Origin of the sequence: Myroides sp. N17-2 (assembly GCF_002286775.1) — a bacterium.
GTDB lineage: Bacteria > Bacteroidota > Bacteroidia > Flavobacteriales > Flavobacteriaceae > Flavobacterium.
In genome coordinates this window covers 65252-83313 of record NZ_NSGJ01000008.1, presented here as the reverse complement: position 1 = coordinate 83313, position 18062 = coordinate 65252, and the positions used below count along the sequence as shown (strand labels likewise).

At 34.4% G+C, this 18062-nt stretch carries 14 protein-coding genes; 1 reads left to right on the top strand and 13 read right to left on the bottom strand.

Going from position 1 to position 18062, the window contains the following annotated elements; all coding sequences use genetic code 11:
• Positions 1-6 precede the first annotated feature (6 nt).
• Entirely contained in the window at positions 7-786 is a 780-nt protein-coding gene (locus tag CF599_RS05590; protein WP_121965061.1) for a DUF4197 domain-containing protein, read from the top strand.
• A gap of 203 nt (positions 787-989) precedes the next feature.
• Here CF599_RS05590 and CF599_RS05585 read toward each other — a convergent pair whose 3' ends face one another.
• The 13 genes from CF599_RS05585 to CF599_RS05525 all read right to left on the bottom strand — a co-directional run bounded on the left by CF599_RS05585 (position 990) and on the right by CF599_RS05525 (position 17871).
• Complete coding sequence (locus CF599_RS05585; RefSeq protein WP_121965060.1) at positions 990-1790, bottom strand: ABC transporter substrate-binding protein; 801 nt, start codon at positions 1788-1790, stop codon at positions 990-992.
• Complete coding sequence (pyrF, locus tag CF599_RS05580) at positions 1787-2608, bottom strand: orotidine-5'-phosphate decarboxylase (protein ID WP_121965059.1); 822 nt, start codon at positions 2606-2608, stop codon at positions 1787-1789. The genes CF599_RS05585 and pyrF overlap by 4 nt, the downstream gene beginning before the upstream one ends.
• A 75-nt stretch (positions 2609-2683) precedes the next feature.
• Complete coding sequence (gene prfA, locus CF599_RS05575) at positions 2684-3757, bottom strand: peptide chain release factor 1 (RefSeq protein ID WP_121965058.1); 1074 nt, start codon at positions 3755-3757, stop codon at positions 2684-2686.
• A 95-nt stretch (positions 3758-3852) separates the two neighbouring features.
• Positions 3853-4461 carry a YceI family protein gene (locus CF599_RS05570; protein WP_121965057.1) on the bottom strand — a complete coding sequence of 203 codons (609 nt, stop codon included), beginning with the start codon at positions 4459-4461 and terminating at the stop codon, positions 3853-3855.
• 155 nt (positions 4462-4616) lie between these two features.
• Positions 4617-6089: an aminoacyl-histidine dipeptidase gene (locus tag CF599_RS05565; RefSeq protein WP_121965056.1), complete on the bottom strand. Its 1473-nt coding sequence runs from the start codon at positions 6087-6089 to the stop codon at positions 4617-4619.
• Between the two features lie 745 nt (positions 6090-6834).
• Complete coding sequence (locus tag CF599_RS05560) at positions 6835-7467, bottom strand: helix-turn-helix domain-containing protein (RefSeq protein WP_121965055.1); 633 nt, start codon at positions 7465-7467, stop codon at positions 6835-6837.
• Between the two features lie 1268 nt (positions 7468-8735).
• Positions 8736-9311 (bottom strand): helix-turn-helix domain-containing protein, encoded by a 576-nt coding sequence (locus CF599_RS05555; protein ID WP_121965054.1) that lies wholly within the window; start codon positions 9309-9311, stop codon positions 8736-8738.
• Positions 9312-9531: 220 nt separating this feature from the next.
• Positions 9532-10020, bottom strand: coding sequence for a hypothetical protein (locus CF599_RS05550; RefSeq protein WP_121965053.1), 489 nt, complete (start codon positions 10018-10020; stop codon positions 9532-9534).
• Between the two features lie 14 nt (positions 10021-10034).
• Positions 10035-11126, bottom strand: a complete 1092-nt coding sequence (locus CF599_RS05545; RefSeq protein ID WP_121965113.1) for an efflux RND transporter periplasmic adaptor subunit — start codon at positions 11124-11126, stop codon at positions 10035-10037.
• A 4-nt stretch (positions 11127-11130) separates the two neighbouring features.
• Positions 11131-14289, bottom strand: coding sequence for an efflux RND transporter permease subunit (locus tag CF599_RS05540; protein ID WP_121965052.1), 3159 nt, complete (start codon positions 14287-14289; stop codon positions 11131-11133).
• A gap of 6 nt (positions 14290-14295) precedes the next feature.
• On the bottom strand, positions 14296-15687 hold the full coding sequence (locus CF599_RS05535) for a TolC family protein (RefSeq protein ID WP_121965051.1): 1392 nt from the start codon (positions 15685-15687) through the stop codon (positions 14296-14298).
• 373 nt (positions 15688-16060) lie between these two features.
• Positions 16061-16474 (bottom strand): hypothetical protein, encoded by a 414-nt coding sequence (locus CF599_RS05530; RefSeq protein WP_121965050.1) that lies wholly within the window; start codon positions 16472-16474, stop codon positions 16061-16063.
• 131 nt (positions 16475-16605) lie between these two features.
• Positions 16606-17871, bottom strand: a complete 1266-nt coding sequence (locus tag CF599_RS05525; protein WP_121965049.1) for a toll/interleukin-1 receptor domain-containing protein — start codon at positions 17869-17871, stop codon at positions 16606-16608.
• Between the last annotated feature and the right edge of the window lie 191 nt (positions 17872-18062).

Here is an 18062-nt window from a genome sequence, read left to right as displayed (position 1 = left end):
CTCACTATGAAAAAGACAATGATAGCTACAGCCATCTTATTTTGCGCTTTAGCTAATTCCCCTATCGTTAATGCTCAGAACAACAAAACAAGCAACCTAATCAACAGTATTACACAAGACAAAGTGGCTAAAGGATTAAAAGAAGCTCTTGACAAAGGAATTTCTGAACAAGTAAGTAAACTAGCTAAACCAGACGGTTTTCTTAAAAATGAACTTGTAAAAATCGTGATGCCTGCTGAATTTCAAAAAGTAGATAAGACCTTGCGTAAACTAGGGATGGGTAACTTAGCAGATCAAGGATTAACACTAATCAATCGCGCTGCAGAAGATGCAGTCAAAGAAGCTACTCCTATATTTGTTGACGCTGTAAAAAATATGACGTTTAACGATGCAAAAGATATCCTTATCGGTGGTCAATCAGCTGCAACGGATTATTTAAAGAAAAGTACAACGAAGAGTCTTTATGAAAAATTTAGTCCTGTAATCAAATCTTCATTATCTGATGTAGGTGCTGATGCGATATGGGAAAAGATGTCAACAACATATAATGCTCTACCTTTAGTTTCTCCTGTACCTACAAACCTAACAGATTATATCACTAATCAGACGATGGACGGTGTGTTTAAAATGATTGCTGTAGAAGAAAAGAATATTAGAGAAAACATTACAGGCTCTAGAGATACTAAACTTCTAAAAGATGTGTTCGCAATTCAAGATAATCTAACAAACCCTTCTAAAAATAACACATCAAATAATTCTACAAAGAAACAATCAAAGAATAAATAACAAAATAGCTTATTTTTTGAATTAAAAATTACTTTTTAAACAAAAATACAACTATAACATTATTATAACATTCGATTAACTGCTCTATCCAAATATTTTTTTGATATTTGCTGTATCAATAATGATTGATTTCATAACAGTTAGGGTTAGTTAAAAAAAGCCGAGTAGGATGACTACTCGGCTTTTTATTTTATATATTTTACTTACTCTAGACGCTTATGTATTTGTTTAAAATACTCAAAAGCATTGTGTAAATGGGTACCGTGCCACGAGAACATCTCTCCATCTACGAATATCGTTTTTGCGTGATGTGAACATCTTCCTATCTCAAAAGCGTGCTCTTCCTTAAACGGATAAGGCTCAGAAGACAAAAATACTAATTCAGGATCACCCTGTATTCTCATTTTTCTAATCTCTATCTCAGGATATCTTCCTTCTCTATTAGCATATACATTCGTAAACTTATTTAGAGTCAACAGCGTATTGATAAACGTATCGTCTCCAGCTGCCATATAAGGTTCTCTCCAGATAAAGTAAGCAGATGTCTGCTCCTCTCTTGTGCTAACGAAAGACATAAATTCCTTAATAGCAAAATCTATCTTGTCATTCCATTTTTTGGCTTCTGTTCTTTTATTAAACAAGACACCGAAATCTTCGATCATTTGCTTATTATCTTCTAAAGTAACTACATCAGTTACCCAAACAGGACAAATCCCTTTAAGACTCTCAACAATCTCAAGTGTATTCTCCTCTTTATTAGCGATAATAATATCAGGGTTAAGTGCTTTTATCTTTTCTATATGCACTTTCTTAGTACCACCTACTTTTATTTTAACCACACCTAAGTGATAAGGATGTACACAGAACTTAGTTATTCCTTTAATCTCATCTTCTAATCCTAAATCACATAATGTCTCTGTCTGTGATGGAACTAACGAAATTATCCTTTTTGGTGCTTGTTCGAAGCGATGCTCTTGCCCTATTTGATCTTTTAATACTATCATACCATTTTATTTAATATCTCCTCCATTTCTATCTGGATAGCCTTAGCTTCTAATCCTGCTTTCTCAGCAAAATCTTCCGCCTGTGATGCAAAGATAATTCCTCTTGATGAATTGATTAGTAATCCTACACTTTTATTTAATCCGTATTTACACACATCTTGCAAGTTTCCACCTTGCGCTCCTACTCCAGGTACTAATAAAAAGCTATTTGGAACTATTTTTCTAATCTCTTCAAAATACTCCGCTTTTGTTGCCCCTACTACATACATCAAGTTTTCGGCATGCTCATACTGTTGAGAAGTTTCTAATACTTGCTGATAAAGAGGCTTACCATCCACTTCTTTTGTTTGAAAATCAAAAGCTCCTTTATTAGACGTTAATGCTAACAGTATCGTGTGCTTATCTTTAAAAGCCAAGAAAGGTTCTACTGAATCTTTTCCCATATAAGGAGCTACAGTAACACTATCAAAAGACATATCCTCAAAGAATGCCTTCGCATACATAGAAGCCGTATTTCCGATATCTCCACGTTTAGCATCTGCTATAGTGTACAGTTCAGGATAATACTCATTAATATACTCTATCGTTTTCTTTAATGACATCCACCCTTTAATACCATAAGCCTCATAGAATGCAATATTTGGTTTATACGCGACAGCGTATTGATGTGTTGCATCTATAATCGCTTTATTAAAGCTAAATATAGGATCCTCCTCCTTTAATAAAAAAGTAGGTATTTTATCTAAATCAACATCTAATCCTACGCATAGAAAGGATTTTTTTACTCTGATTTGTTCTATTAATTGTTGTGTAGTCATTGTTTAGTAGTTGTAGTTTAAAAAAAACCACACTATACATAAGCAAGTGTGGTTTATAATATTTAATAAAGACGATTAATAAACGTCTCCTTCTTTTAATTTCTCAGTATTACTAACTAATTGTAACTCATCGATAACTTTTTGAATATTACCGTTCATTACACCATCTAGATCATATAGCGTAAGACCTATACGGTGATCAGTTACACGTCCTTGAGGATAGTTATAGGTTCTAATCTTAGCAGATCTATCACCACTACTTACTTGAGAAGAACGCTTAGTAGCATCTTCTGCTTGCTTTTTTGCCAATTCCATCTCATATAAACGAGAACGCAATACAGTTAAAGCTTTATCCTTATTCTTGTGTTGAGATTTCTCATCTTGACATTGAGCTACTAGTCCAGTAGGAATGTGCGTCATACGTACAGCTGATTTAGTTGTATTTACTGACTGACCTCCAGGTCCTGATGAACAGAAAAAGTCAACACGAACATCGTTCATATCTATCTGTACATCGAACTCTTCTGCTTCTGGCAATACCATTACAGTAGCTGCTGATGTATGTACACGTCCTTGTGTTTCCGTTTGAGGAACACGTTGTACACGGTGTACTCCAGCTTCATACTTTAATGTACCATAAACATCCTCTCCTGTTACCTCAAAAATAACCTCTTTATATCCTCCTGAAGTACCTTCATTCACATCTACTACAGATGTTCTCCATCCTCTACCTTCACAGTATTTAGTATACATTCTGAATAAATCTCCTGCGAAGATACTCGCCTCATCACCACCTGTACCAGCACGTACCTCTACCATTACGTTCTTAGCATCCTCAGGATCCTTAGGTATTAATAAGAACTTAATCTCATCTTCTAATTCTGGTAAACGTCCTTTAGCTTCGTCTAACTGCATCTTAGCCATCTCCACCATCTCAGCATCACTTCCATCAGCTAATATCTCATTAGCCTCATCCATATTACCTCTAAGAGTTACATATTCAGCGCGTTTCTCAACAAGCTGTTTTAAATCTTTGTATTCTTTATTTAACTGTACGTAACGTTTTTGATCAGAAATAACGTCTGGCTGAATAATCAAGTCAGAAACTTCGTCAAAACGTTGCTTTATAATTTGTAGTCTATCTAACATATCTTAAAATAGATAATTTATTTGGTTTGCAAAGGTACAAAAAAAGAGGAATATTTTATCATACTCCTCTTCAATTACACTACAAAAGTAGTTAATTATTTTTTAATCTCTGCAGAAAGCTCTACTTCAGAGAATGTTTTACCTTCGTGTAGATCTTTACAAGCTGTATGTAAACTATCAAAAGCTGCCTGTGCTGTAAAGTCAGCGATAATATCGATACCTCCTTTTAACTTAAGTGCATCTCCTTCTACTGTATAAGTAAACTCTTTTTCTTTACTTACTCCATTCATTGTTAAGTTTACTAATACTTTACCGTCTTTAAACTCTCCAAAGAAACCATTGATATTCCCCATCATCTTAGCGAAGAACTCTACTTTTAATTTCTCATCTCTTCCTGCATCATTAGTACTTACAGACGAAGTAGTGATCACAAAGTTAGCTCCTTTTAAAGATTCTTCTAAAGTCGCTGCATCAGCTTTCACATCATTTAGTTTAATGTCTGTAAAAGTTCCTTTAACACCTACTTTTTTAGGAGTTTTAAAAGCTGTCCATTCCATTGTATATGTCAACTCTTTTGCTACAGGTGCTTCTACTTGCTCAATTGTAGTTTCAGTAGTTGGTTCTGTTGTATTAGCATCTTTTTTCTCACCACAAGAGATTGCGAAAGCTCCGATTAAAGCTAAGGCTAAAAGTGATTTTTTCATAAATATTGAGTTTTTATTTGATAGCGTCTAAAGTACTAATTTCACTAGACTTAATTCTTAATTAAACATTAATTTTTCACATACTCTATCCTTGTTAAAAAACAACAATAAAAAAGACGCCGATTAAGGCGTCTTGTATATCTAATCATATTAGCTTATTTCTTCTCAGGTATCTGAGTTAAAATCTCTAATAAGAATTTCCAATATTTCTGTACAGATGCGATATTAGCACGCTCTACAGGAGAGTGAGCTCCACGGATAGTAGGTCCAAAAGAAATCATATCCATATCAGGATAGTTAGTTCCTAAGATACCACACTCTAATCCAGCGTGACAAGCTACTACACTTGGTTTCTCCCCTACTTGTTTTTCGTAGATATCTACTAATACATCTAAGATTTCAGATTCAGAGTTAGGAGTCCATCCTGGGTAAGAACCAGAAAACTCTACTTCACATCCCATTAATTCAAATGCTGAACGCAATCCATTAGCCACATCTAACTTAGATGATTCTACTGACGAACGAGTTAAACACTTTACTACTAACTTTCCATCTCCTAATTCTACCTTAGCGATATTATTAGATGCCTCTACTAGATCTTCAAAGTCAGGAGCCATACGGTGTACACCATTATGAGCTGTATACATTGATCTCACGAAGAAGTACTGTGCCATAGAAGGCATTACTAACTTAGGAGTCTCTGCTTCATCTAATTTATCAAATACTACTTCGAAGTCAGGATCTACAGTATGTAATTCTGCTTTGATCTCATCTACGATAGACATCATATCAAATACGAATGCCTCGTCAAAAGTACTAGCGATAATTACCTCTGCAACACTTTCTCTAGGAATAGCATTACGTAAACTTCCTCCTTTAATTTTAGCAATCTGTAATCCAAAGTTATCAAAAGCATCAAATAATAATCTATTCATTATCTTATTTGCATTCCCTAACCCTTTGTGAATATCCATACCAGAGTGACCTCCTTTAAGACCTTTCACAGTGATTCTATATCCAACAGATCCTTCTGGAGTAGCTTCTTCATCATATTCAGCAGATGCAGTTACATCCACACCACCAGCACATCCTATATCTATTTCGTCATCCTCTTCAGTATCTAAGTTTAAAAGAATCTCTCCTTCTAACATACCCCCTTTAAGACCTTTAGCACCAGTCATTCCAGTTTCTTCATCGATAGTAAATAATGCTTCGATAGCAGGGTGAGGAATCTCATTACTCTCTAAGATAGCCATAATAGAAGCCACACCGATACCGTTATCAGCACCTAATGTAGTACCTCTAGCTCTAACCCATCCTTCTTCTACATACATATCTATTCCTTGTGTGTCGAAGTCAAATACTGTATCGTTATTTTTTTGGTGAACCATATCTAAGTGTGATTGCATCACAATAGTCTTTCTGTTCTCCATTCCTTTAGTAGCAGGCTTTTTAATAATAACATTACCTACTTCATCTTTTATAGTTTCTAAACCTAAAGACTTACCAAAGTTCATCATAAACTCGATTACACGCTCTTCTTTTTTTGAAGGACGTGGCACTGCATTTAGATCAGCGAACTTGTTCCATAAGTTCTTAGGCTCTAATCCTCTAACTTCTTGACTCATATCTTAATCTCTTTTATTATTCAAAATATCACTTCAAATTTAGAACATTCTAAACAAATACAAGGCAATTCCCTAATAAAATTCAACAATCTGAATGTAAATATAATTCCTTCTATCTACCCCACTTAAACACCTCTTTTAAGTAAAAAACACTCTTTACCAATCTATTACATTTAAATTTGTATCTTTGTATCATCATTAAGATGATTCTTTTTCTTTAAAAATCATTTGATCCTATCTCATCAGGATTATAGCCATTCTACCCTATCCAAATCCAAAACCACCTTATTAATAGCATCTTTTAGAGTTGTTCCTATCTCCTTTCTTATGAATGTATACTGACAGCATTGTGAGAGCATAGTGACTCCATTAAAACAGCCTTTTTAATGGAGTCACTATGGACTCATTATGGACTCACTATGGACTCACCCGAACCAAAACAGCATAAAATGTGTCTAGATTATCCTATTAATGTATGATTTGATTATTTTTAATATTGACCTAGAAGAATGGTCTGAAAAAACTATTAAATACTCATATTCAATGCTTTGCAAATATACACAATAAAAACAAACTATTTTTACTACACCCTATATTTTGTTATCAATTAATGCCTTAATTACTAACCTCCTTTAGATTGCAGACTTAATATATCCTTAGTTAATAAAGATGATATCAAAAAGTTAACATACTAAAAAAGGGCTTCCACATAGTGAAAACCCTTCTTTATAATCAACTATAAAAGTTACGCTAAATTCTTTAAATTACCTAAGAATGCACCACGTACACAGAATATCTCTCTGACATCTTGAGGTCTTACTACTAAATTATCGTATGTCTCATTATCACTAATAAATGATAACTCTCCATTCTCTGTATAACGTTTAAATCTGTAGCAAAGTACTCCTTTACCTTCGATTACGACTACATATATACCCCATGGTTTTATATCTTCTAGCTCTATTCTTTTCGTTAGTACATATGATGATACTTTCACTGTCGGATACATATTTTCAGCCGAAATTTGGAATGCTGTATCTACTTCTTCTTCTGTTGGGAATACAAAACTTGGTGATGTAGCCCATGTTCTTTCAGGATTTAAGAAATACTCAAAGTGGTGATCTACCGAAATCATTTTGACCTTTCTTTTTTGCAAATCCGTATTAAATACTTTATGTGTATTAGAGAAAAACAATTCATTCAAATCTATTTTGTGTTCTTTACACAAGTTCATAATCTTTTCATATTGTAACGTTTCTCTAGACTTCCATGATGAAACAGTATTTGGTTTTACTTCTAATATATTAGCTAATTCCAAATCGGTTTTAATTCCTAATAACTGTTTTAATTTCTTGATAACACTTTCACTACTTTTCATACTTTCACAATTTATTAATTCACTAACTTTTTTCCCTACGATAATCGCACATTGACAATAAACCAATTACTGTGCCAAAAACAAAAACAACGAAAAAAAATAAATTAAATGCAATAAACCAAAACAAAAAACAACTATAAATAATTTTAAATCAGCAAATTACATTTTACACGAAATAAAATACATATTTTCACTAATCAAATAATTCACTACTAACAAATGCTTTCAAGTGAATTAATTCTTATTATAAATTCACAAATAATAAGGTTACAAGTACTCCTTTATTATCACTTCTATTTTCTACTACACTATAATAACTAGGAACAATAACTCTAATAAATAGTATTCTATTAAAACTAATAATTTCAACTCATCTCTCTTATAATCTTATTTAGAGGAGTTAACTCTGTTGGTTGTTGCAATTAAAAAGTAATTCTTCAACGCACTTAAGGGAACCAAAAGCTGTTTTTGTTTGAATATAATTTTCTTTATACAAACATAAAATATTCATCAATACACCATACATCGTGTATATTTTTTCAACAAAAACCACTTACAGTAATTTTTTATGCTATAAAATTTCATTAATTAACGTATTCTACTCAATAGAAAAATAGTTTGAATATTGAAATAAAACACATACAAACTTGCTTTTTACAATATTTAATCACCTAATGTGAATATCACATTTATAACTTTTATTTCAGTATATATATTCTCGTTTAGTGACTAATTCACTAAATGCTAATTCCTTATTCATTTTGCAATCCCCATTTTCTACTATTTCATCTATATCTCTCTATAAAATGACTTATCAACTCTTTTATTTGCAAAACAAGTCCATATTGTAAATAATTGTCAGTGAATATATCTCAACTCTCAATCATATAATACTCAGCCATTAATCTCATTCTAATTAACTTACTCTAAACAATATCTTTTTATAATACACCTATTCTTAAATATAGAATTGTGAATACCTAATAGCAGAAGCTATTTTGCTTACTGCACTTTGACTTAAACCAAAAAAAAAGAGGATCATCTCCCGACGTCCTCTTTTCAAGTACAAATAAAAAAATACTATGCACTCTCACCTGCATAGCGCATCAAACTAAGTAATTATCTTAAATTCGCTGATAACGTTTAAACGAGAATGAATTATACAAAACAGAGTGAAATTAGTGAGTAAAGTACACTGTAGTGTGGTTTTAGAGCTAATTGATACTATGTGAAGTAGAATTTATTCGTAGTAAACGGTAGTTGCGGATTTAAGTAATTATCTTATCAATATAATTCCTATTATAATTCTGTTCCTTCTTATATTGAGATGGAGATACTCCCATTACACTTTTAAACTGTTTGCTTAAATGGCTTAAATCGTTGTAATACATTTTATTGGCAATCTCTAATAAAGTCATTTCACCATATGATATATACTCCTTCACACGCTCAATACGCTGATAGATATAAAACTTCTCTATCGTAATAGACTCACGCTCCGAAAACATCTTACTTGCGTAACTATAATCTATCGCTAGATTCTCTGATATCAAATAAGATAATTTAGTAGCCAATCTACTGTCCTTCTGAACAATATCAAGAATCAACTGTTTAATACTTTCTATAACGATCTCTTGCTTCTCAACTAACAACTCAAAACCTAAAGATTGTAACCTTTCCTCAAAGCCTTTATGTGTCTGTTCACTTAAACTGTGCATAAGTGCTACTTTACCTAACTGTACCTTAGCTTCTAGTATTCCTAACTTTTTAAGTTCTTGCTCTACGACTAAAACACATCGATAGCAAACCATATTTTTAATGTGTAAAATAACTGAATACTCCATATCTCCTCCTTATTTAAAGGAGTGCCGAGATATAATCGACACTCCTATTTTATTCTATTATCTTAACTCTGCAGATAACATTTAAACGAGAATGAATTATACAAAACAGAGCAAAATTAGTGGTCAAAGCACACTGTAGTGTGGTTTTAGAGCTAATTGACGCTATGTAAAGTAGAATTTATTCGCAGTAAATGGTGGCTGCAGATTTAAGGTATGATTATTAACCTAGTTTACCTTCAGCTACAAATTTCTTGTAGTTATCTTCATTTTCGAAGTAAGCTACTTCTCCATTGTTACCGATTATAACGATGTAAGCCTCTGCTTTATCCACTGATTTTAATGAATAAGGATCTACAGCTGCACGTACAGTTGCATCCTGTGGAATTCTTGTTTTACACATTTCACAACATCCGTAGTACATTTTTCCTTCGTGCTCTACCTCTAATTGTTTGTTCCCCATGTAAGCATCATTTACCATACACACTAAATCACTTGGTACAGCATCACCTTTTTTAAACTGACCATTTGAAGCCATCGCTCCAGCAGGTTCTTCGTTTTTATGCATTGAATGCATCTCGTGGTTTGCGTGATCCGCATGATTTTCTTGTGCAGGAGCTGCTTCTACTACAGCTTCTTTTTTCTCTCCACAAGCGATAGTAAGTAAACTTAATCCTACTACTGCTAAACTTCTAATTGCAAATGTTCTCATAATCATCATTTTTATTACATTAATTTTTGTTCATTCATTATTTCTTCTGTTGCCATCTTTAAGATTTTAGCACCTGGTGTTATATCACCAAATACCTCTATCATCATTCCGTTTACACGTCCTTTAGCAACTTTTATATGGTAAGCTGTACCATTCTTTACTTCTATTATATACATTCCAAGATTGCTATCTACTAAGGCTGACTTAGGAACAAAGAACGTAGGCTCAGTACTTTTTAAGTTTACAGTAGCATCAGCTATCATATTCGGTTTAAGTAAATGCTCACCATTACTGATATCAGCTTGGATCTGCTCAGAACGCAACTTTAAGTCTAAACTTCCTGCCTTACGTGTTACCACACCTGTAAACTCTTTTTGCGGTAGTGTACGCACTTTAAACTTCACGGTATCTCCTTCTTTTACATAAGGTGTATTAGCCTCCGAAATAGATAAGTTTAAACGCAACTTACCTGTATCCTCTACTATAAGAAGTGGCAACTTACTCATCGGCCCTACATAAGCTCCTTTATCTACCTGTCTATCTGTAACTACCCCATCAAATGGCGCTCTAATCACTAAGTACTGATCGATATTTCTCATCTCTTCATACGCTGATTTAGCTGCAGCTAATTGTGCTTTATCAGCTAACATCTTAGCAGTTACTTGCTCTAAATAATCAGGGGCTATCGCTCCCTCCGTCTGATTTGCTTTTAATGTTCTGTCATACGTTGCTTTAGTCGCAATATAGATTGCCTCTTGCCCTTTCCACTTAGACTGTGCATTTGCTACCTGTGCTTGTATCTCAGGAGCGTCAAGTATCATCATTACCTGCCCTTTCTTTACTGTACTCCCGATGTCTACTTTTAGGTCAGTCACATAACTGTTCACTTTAGCAAAGATCTCTGTACGCTGGTCTGCTCTTAACTCACCAGGCAGTTGTAAGGGAACAGCAGGATTCATCTTCTCTATCGCTACTGTTTCCATTTTATTCATCGTCATATTCATTCCTCCCTTTTCATCTTTTGCGTCTTTTACTTCAGGAGTCTTCTTATCTGCACACGCCGTAAATACAACAAGGCTAACAAGTGCTATATATAATCTTTTCATTTTCTTATTTATTTTCAATAGGTGAATAATGAGTACTTTCTTCGTCTTCTGGGTCTAATGATGGAGATGTTCTATCCACTTTATTCATTACCCAAGCAAATACCATCGGCAAGATGATTAATACAGATACAGTAGAGGCTAATAACCCTCCGATAACTGCTCTTCCCAGTGGTGCTACCTGCTCACTTCCTTCTCCGTGTCCTATCGCCATTGGTAACATACCTGCTATCATTGCTATCGTTGTCATCGCAATTGGTCTAATACGAAGTTTTGTTGCTTCTATAGCCGCAGCTGTTGCTGTCCATCCTGTTTTTCTCAATGTCTCCGCATTGTTAATCAACAATACGGCATTGGCAATAGACACCCCGACTGACATAATGATTCCCATATAAGACTGTAGATTGACAGTAGATCCCGTTGCTTTCAGTAATAATAAAGACCCCAACATAACGAATGGCACTGTAGTCAAAATCACAAACGACACTTTAAATGACTGGAAGTTAGCTGTAAGCATTAAGAAGATTACTACAATAGCGATTAACAATCCACTTGCCAAGCTATTCATCGTATCATCTAACACTGGAGCCATACCCATTAACTGTACGTTTACTCCTTTTGGCAATTCACCTAACTCAGCTATCGCCTTCTCTACATCTTCTTTTGCTCTATTTAAGTCTGTTTTATGCACATTGGCGATCACAGTAATGTATCCCATCGTTCCCTCATTGTAACTTTCTGCAAGTACTTTGCCCTCTGTTACAGTAGCCACGTCACTTAACACAGGTCTATCTGAGTTCTTACTCAACGGAATATTCTCTAATTCCTGCTTGCTGTTTAATTGATTTTGTGGCATCTGTACTTGTACATCATACGCGATACCCATCATACCACCTACCCACATATTACGATTCGTATAACGAGACGAAGCTGTAGTAGCTACTAATGATTTGGCGATGTCCATAGCGTCTAAGCCAAGCTGTGCTGCACGTACTCTATCTATATTGATTTCGTATGATGGATAGTTCATAGAGATAGGCATCTTCTGATCACGCATATAGTCTATCTCATTTAACTTCGCTAACAACTTATTAGCAGTCATCATATTCATCTTACGCATCATACCAGATATTCTAATCTCGATAGGCGTATTCGTACCTTGACTCAAGATCTTCTCTGTTAATTCGATCGGTTCGAATGTCAGTTTTAGCTCTGGCATTTTCTCTTTAATACGCTCGCGTATTTGATCTTTTAATTCATCTGTATTCCCACCAAAATCTTTAAATGCTATCTGCATAGAAGCTTCGTGAGGTCCTGCATTATATAAGTAAATAGGGCTTACCGCAAACGATGAAGGGTGCTGTCCTACGAAAGCTGATGATATCGCTATCTTCTCTTTTCCGAACAAGTCTTCTAACTCTGTCAACAGTTTTTTCACTTTCATTTCCGTATGCTCGATACGCGTTCCTTCAGGTGCTGTAATACGCAATTGTACTTGGCTTGAGTTCACTGTTGGCAATACGTCTTTACCGATATTTTGGTACATAAATGCCACTGATAAGAATGCTAATACAATAGATCCTACAACAATCATCTTCTTCATTGGCATCACTTTCTCGATACCTGCCACTACTCTATTCTTAAACTTATCAAATCCTTTCGCTTCGTCTGGAATAGCGTGCTTAGATGGATCATACTTCATCAGCCAGTTAGCCATAATCGGCACGAAAGTCTGAGATAATAAGAAGGATACTGTCATCGCAAATCCAATAGACATCGCCAATGGCATAAATAATGCTCCAGGAATACCCGTCATCATAAAGGCTGGTGCAAATACCGCCAAGATGCTAAATAAGATTAACAGCTTAGGGAATGCAATCTCCTTACACGCATCCCATATCGCCTGTGCCTTATTCTTGCCGAGGGCAAAGTGCTGATGTATATTCTCTATGGTTACGGTACTCTCATCTACCAAGATCCCTATCGCTAAGGCCAACCCAGATAAAGTCATAATATTAATCGTCTGACCAAACATCTTTAAGAACAATACTGCCGAAATAATAGCAATCGGAATAGTCATAATCACGATTAAGGCGCCTCGTGGATCTCTTAAGAACAGCATAACCATTAACCCTGTCAATAATGCTCCTAATATCCCCTCTACGATTAAACTCTTTACCGCATTAATAACATTCACTGATTGGTCAAACTCATAAGAGATTTTCACATCATCAGGTAAGTTATTCTGAATCATTGGCAATGACTCTTTTAACTTCTCTACTACATCATATGTAGATGCTTTACCAGATTTAGCAATGTTGATATATACAGATCGTTTTCCATCTACTAAAGCGTATCCTGTAGTGATATCCGCACCGTCTTTTACCGTTGCAACATCACGAATAAACACGTTATCTACTTGTCCTTTAAACAAAGGAATATCTCCAAACTCCGCTACTGTCTTAAGCGTATTATTAGTAGGAGTTAAATAGTTTTTGTCTCCAACATATACGTTACCAGAAGGCATTGTTACGTTCTGTCTACTAATTGCTTCTACCACTTGCTCTGGGCTGATGTGGTGTGTGCGTAGTTTATTTGGGTCGATATTAATCTCTATCGTACGAGGCGACCCTCCAAATGGCGGTGCTGTAGTCAGTCCAGGAATCTTAATCAAGAAAGGACGTGCAGCAAAGTTGGCAATATCTTGAAGCTCATTATTCGTCTTCGTTTCTGAACGGAATACTAACTGCCCAACAGGTTGAGAAGAAGCATCAAAACGGATAATGAATGGTGGCGGTGCTCCTGGTGGCAAGAAGATTACCGAACGGTTAGACAGTGCAGAGATAGACGCAATAGCCTCTCCCATATCTGTCCCTTCGTAAAACTCTATTTTCATCAGGGTCAACCCTTGTGTATTCTTGGTATCGATACTCTTAATACCATTGGCAAAAAGCATCATATTCACATACATCTTCGTGAAATAACCTTCCATTTGCTGTGGTGTATACCCATTAAATGAGTGGGCAATGTAAACCACTGGTAAGTTCATTTCAGGAAGTATATCTACTGGAATCTCTTTAGAAGACTTTATTCCGAAGAACAACAATCCTATTACCAATACCATAATAGATATCGGCTTGCGCAGGGCAAAACGAATTAAATTCATACTATCTTATTTTAGGGGAATAGCGTTTAACAAATATTGAATATCACCATAAGCTGATGCTTGTAACAGTAGCGATTGCCACACATTGTTTTGAGCGATTTCGTAGTCTATCTCTGCACGTTGTAGGGTATACAGCGCTTGAGTAAAATCAACTAAGTTGCTCAATCCGTTGTCGTATAAAGCTTTCTGTTGTTTGAAAGCCACATCTGCAGCCTCTAACTGTATCTTGCTTTGTGTCCATATCGCCTCTGCGTTAGTATACTTCTCTTTGGTTAAAGTGATTTGGTTAGCCAATTCTTTATCCATTTGATCGAATTCATACGCATAGCTCTTTGTGATGTATTCTTGTTGTTTACGCTTATATGTTGTTCTAAAATAATTAGATATATTCCAAGTCAATTGAAGCCCTATTAAGTAGTTCCCTCTATCGATACCTACCCCTTTACCATAAGCTGTAGAGTAAGCACTGTTATCCTGCACATAGTTATAATCAAACCCAGATCCTCTACCTTGTAGTACTCCGAAGGCATTCAGCGTAGGTAGACTACCTTTAGTCACTAAGCGTTCCATAGACTCGCTTTGCTCTATTTTGCTCTCTTGCCATAATAGTACAGGGTGTTGATCTCTTGATTTAGTAGGCTCTTCTAATAGCGCAGGCTTGTCTAATACGAATACATCATCTAACGTATAAAGCTTCGTTTGTTCATCTAATAACACCGCTAAGTGTTTATTAAACTCTATCTCTTTATCATACGATTTGATGTGTAATGCTTCCGCATTAGCCACTTCAGCCATTGCTAATCGCTCATCTACTTGTGGTAATAAGCCACTCTTTGCCTTAGCAGCTGTAACTTCGTGGAATACTCTCGCGCGCTCCAAATTCTTTTGTTGCACATATTTAATACGCTGAGAGGCTAATAGGTTCAAGTACGTAGCACTTACTTTTACTTGTTGTTGGAAAATCTCTTGTTCTAAATCCTTAAGATTAACCGACTGTTGAGCCTTTGCCATAGTTATCCCTTCTTTAGTTTTACCAAAAGAGAAGATATTCCAATTGACATTAGCAAAATATAATGAACCAAAAGCTGCATTCCAACTCTGCTCTGCTAAGGGCATAGAGGTAGCTGCAGATCCTAATCCTCCGTATGCATACATCGGACCGTTCTGCGCATTGATGGTACCGTAACTTTGTTGGGCACCGAATGTTAAATCAGGAAAGTAATTTCCTTTTTGGTTGGTAGTATTTTCTTCAGAAGCACGAAGTCTTGCTTCTTTGACCTTAATTAGGTCGTATCGTTCTATAGCCTGTTTTAATGCAGCGTCTAACGTGAGTTTTTGTCCATAAGACATAGACGTCGCACCCAATAGGACAAACAGTGCTATCCTATTAATTTTCATATGAAAAGATGTGATTAATTATACAATATTGTTTGTATACTTATTCACTTCATTCTTTTACATTGATAGAGTTCTATTCTTACCTATCCATATATATACCACAGCGATTCACAAGACTATCTAATAGTCTAAATCATCAGTATATAAAGGGGATGGATCAGTAAATAAAACTAATACTATAACAGAATCCTGTGAATAAATATAGTATCTATAACCATCAACCATTATGTAATCTAACCAATGTTACTCTAAAGTATCATTACTAGTCAACATCATAACTAATGGGCATAGATTAAAACCTAGAATAAATAGTAGACAAATTAGCTTACAGCATTTGGCTATCACATATTCACGGTTTAAACATTGTATTTAATCAAAGTCTATAAACGCAATTCTTGATATACAGAGGGATAGATTTAACCTTGTATAAATAGTAAGTATAAGTAGTAAAATTATCTTGTACAGTAGTTGCGAACTCATACACAGCACCGAAGTAACGGTGTAATATCGCATCTGCAAAGAAGTTTATTTTTAAGATTTTAAATGAATTACTCTGTACCTCAGCTTTCACCTTTACCACTTCTACTTTTTCTTCGCAGCAGTACTTCTTAGGTTCCTTTACTGTCTTTCCTGTTCTTGCACAGAATCCACAGTTATAATCATTAGTCTGAGAGTTAGACATACTCGTCTGCTGCACTAATCCTTGGCAGATGTGCTGATATGTACTGAAGCCTGAAGCCAAGCCTGTGTACAATAATGCGAATAATATGACGAATAGTTTTTTCATAATCTTAGGGTCAAAAGTAATACTCTCATCCCACGGAGTTGTTATATTATTTTGGTTAGTTGTTGTATAATTATTGTTGTTATTCTACAAGGTATTCGCTTATAGTTTAAATCTATAAACCACCACAATATTTATCTAAAAGTTGGTTTAAGACCAATCTCTGGTTTCACAATTTCTGGTTCATTGTAAATCTCTCTAATTAAATCATTATAACTATTTTCAAAGTTCTCATCGTTTCTTACATCAATATGTATAAACTGTTGCATAAATGTAGGAATACTGTCTTCCATCTCACCCTTTCTTAAAAGTGGTATAATTCTTTTATTTCTAGATATATTTTTATACAATTCGATATTCATAATTGAATATTCATATCCAACCCCTCCTGTTCGTTTATCTGCCTTTAATTTATAATTAGGTGTAAAAACGACAATAATTCTATCGACTTTATCTAAATTATTTTCAACAAAGTATTGAAGATTAGTGCCAGGAGTTAAATAGTATCTATCTAAAATGACATTAACACCATCTTTTACTAGACGTTCTGAAAGATCTAATACCCATAATTTATGAGCTTCGTCATCCCAAGAATATGATATAAATACAGTTGGACTATCATTATTATTTTCTTGTTTTATTGTCACCTCCTTTACAACATTTAATTCTGGTTTATTATTAATAAGATTCTCAATTTGAATTGTCTTTGCTTCTTCAAATGGTTTTACAATCTCCAAAACTCTTTTAATCACCTTCATTCTGATGTCTTCATCTAAACTCAACAAAATATCATAGTAAAAAATCTTTCTACTTGTACTTTTCCCTTCATTATTTCTTTGTTCAATAAATTGAGAGTATGTAGGAAAATATGGAGAAAACGTTCTAACAGTATCTATAAATCTAGGTCCTGAAAAATATGTCGCAGTATCCGATTGATTATTTATCAGTTCAAAAAGTCTATTGTATATTTCAATCAAATTCATATTTATAAATGCAATTTTATTGTTTGCTTTTTGTTCTGCTCCTTGCTTCTGTATTTTATATTCTGATATTATACCTTTACAAAATTCATTTTCCGGAAAGTCTTTTGCATATGAATAAGCTTCATTTAGAGGTTTCCGTTTTGCCAATTCAAGTGATAGTTTCTTATAGTTTTCATCAGTTAAAACATAAAATTTACCATGATGAAGTAAATACAATCTATCTAAATGATTAGTAATTTCGTCATCTCCCACATCATGAAACTCTACTTTTTTGAAAAACACCTCTTCAAATATTCTTGAAGCATGTCCTAACATAGCGTCTGTATTAATTTTATCTTTCTCATTATAAAGAACATTGAGAATTTCTTTCCAATCTTCATTGAATATGTAAGTATAAATATCTTCTTGTGTAATCATCTCTTATTTAATAGAATCATTATGAAATTGTTTTAGCTAATTTACTTAAATATAAAATATAAAAACATCTTTTCATCTTGAAGTAGAGATATAGAGAATACAAACCCCATAAGTCATTATAAACAAAGACATTTACTCCTTCCCACAGGACTACCTAACTATTTAAAAACTGGTCTATTCTTCCCTACCTA